Origin of the sequence: Auritidibacter ignavus (genome assembly GCF_003703835.1) — a bacterium.
Lineage (GTDB): Bacteria > Actinomycetota > Actinomycetes > Actinomycetales > Micrococcaceae > Auritidibacter > Auritidibacter ignavus.
Genome location: NZ_RDQR01000044.1, coordinates 1 through 1,416, shown reverse-complemented (window position 1 = coordinate 1,416; position 1,416 = coordinate 1). Strand labels below are relative to the sequence as shown.

The 1,416-nt window shown below is 65.3% G+C and carries 1 protein-coding gene; it reads left to right on the top strand.

Features of this window, described 5'->3' with window-relative positions; genetic code table 11:
* Positions 1-73 precede the first annotated feature (73 nt).
* Positions 74-1,416, top strand: a 1,343-nt coding sequence (locus DYI20_RS12085; RefSeq protein ID WP_122549586.1) for an IS30 family transposase, incomplete at its 3' end; no start/stop codon positions are given.

Here is a 1,416-nt window from a genome sequence, read left to right as displayed (position 1 = left end):
GGCGGATTCAACTGGTCGTCGCAACACCTTGAGGTGAGAAAGGTGTTCAAGGATGGTGACCAAGGACTGGAGCATGAAGATCAGCGAGGTCCCGGAGGGGATGCGGCGGCAGTGGCGCGCGGACCGGGCGTTGCGGCCAGCAATGCGTTCTCCGGGCAGACCGCAGCCATCGAGGGCGGTGCAGCGACAATTCTGGCGCCTGATCGCGGCCGGGGTCACGACAGCGGAGGCAGCGCTGGCGGTGGGGGTGTCGGTGCCGGTCGGATCGCGGTGGTTCCGTCACGCTGGCGGTATGCCACCGCTGACGTTGACGGAGCCAACTGGTCGTTATCTCAGTTTCGAGGAGCGAGAGGAGATCGCGATCTTGCGTGCTCAGGGACGCGGTGTCCGGTCGATCGCGCGTACCCTTGGGCGGGATCCGGGCACGATCAGTCGGGAGTTGCGCCGCAACGCTGCTACCCGCAGCGGGAAGCTGGAGTATCGCGCCACGGTGGCCCAATGGAAAGCCCAGGAGGCCGCGAAACGACCCAAGACCGCGAAGCTGGTGGCCAACCTGCGGCTTCGCGACTATGTCCAGGACAGACTCTCTGGGAAGGTCACTGGCCCGGACGGGACGCCGGTGGAAGGGCCGGTCACGCCGACGTGGAAGGGGTTGAACAAGCCTCGTCGGCAAGATCGACGGTGGGCTACCAGTTGGAGCCCGGAGCAGATCAGTCACCGTTTGAAGCTGGATTTCCCTGATGATGAGTCAATGCGTATCAGTCATGAGGCGATCTACCAGGCGTTGTTCATCGAAGGCCGCGGCGCACTGAAGCGTGAGCTGGTGGCTTGCCTGCGAACGGGCAGGGCGTTGCGACAGCCCCGTGAGCGTTCCCGGAACAAACCCGGCGGTCATGTCGGTGCCGAGGTCGTGATCAGCCAACGCCTCGCAGAAGCCGCTGATCGTGCTGTTCCAGGACACTGGGAAGGTGACCTGGTCATCGGGACCGGCCGCTGTGCGATCGGGACCTTGGTCGAGCGTCGCAGCCGCGCGACGGTCCTGGTCCACTTGCCCCGCCTCGACGGCTGGGGCGAGCACCCTCCGGTCAAGAACGGCCCCGCGCTGGGCGGCTACGGTGCAGTCGCGATGAACGCGGCTCTGGCCGCTGCGATCACGACCCTGCCCCAGCAGTTACGCAAGACGATCACCTGGGACCGCGGCAAGGAACTATCAGGACATGCCGCGTTCACTCTTGAGACTGGCACCAAGGTGTTCTTCGCTGATCCGCACTCCCCGTGGCAACGGCCCACCAACGAGAACACCAACGGCCTGCTACGTCAGTACTTCCCCAAGGGCACCGACCTGTCCCGCTGGAGCGCAGACGACCTCGAAGCGGTGGCCCACACCCTCAACAACAGACCCCGCAAGACCCTCGG